The organism is Citrobacter sp. TBCS-14, from assembly GCF_005280805.1.
GTDB lineage: Bacteria > Pseudomonadota > Gammaproteobacteria > Enterobacterales > Enterobacteriaceae > Citrobacter > Citrobacter gillenii.
In genome coordinates, this window is the sequence record NZ_SZWM01000669.1 from 1 (window position 1) to 208 (window position 208).

Consider the following 208-nt stretch of genomic DNA (forward strand, 5'->3'; position numbering starts at 1 on the left):
GCGTAGTTGAGAGTCAGGCACCAGCGCGTTAACCTCAACATGGCCATACAGGTACAGCATCCGATCGTTGGTCAATTTGGCTTTATCGGCCTTGATTGACCAGGTCGGTACTTTGTCCTTATCAAACGTGGTTAACACTGGTTGAGTGAACCACGAAACTGCTTGATCTGAATAATATTCAACGTGTTGCGCGATCAAATGATAGCTC

General features: G+C 46.6%; 1 protein-coding gene. It reads right to left on the reverse strand.

Translation table 11 applies throughout. The features are described from left to right. On the reverse strand, positions 1–208 hold a 208-nt coding region (gene lptC, locus FDX22_RS20600; RefSeq protein WP_146717698.1), incomplete at both ends, for an LPS export ABC transporter periplasmic protein LptC.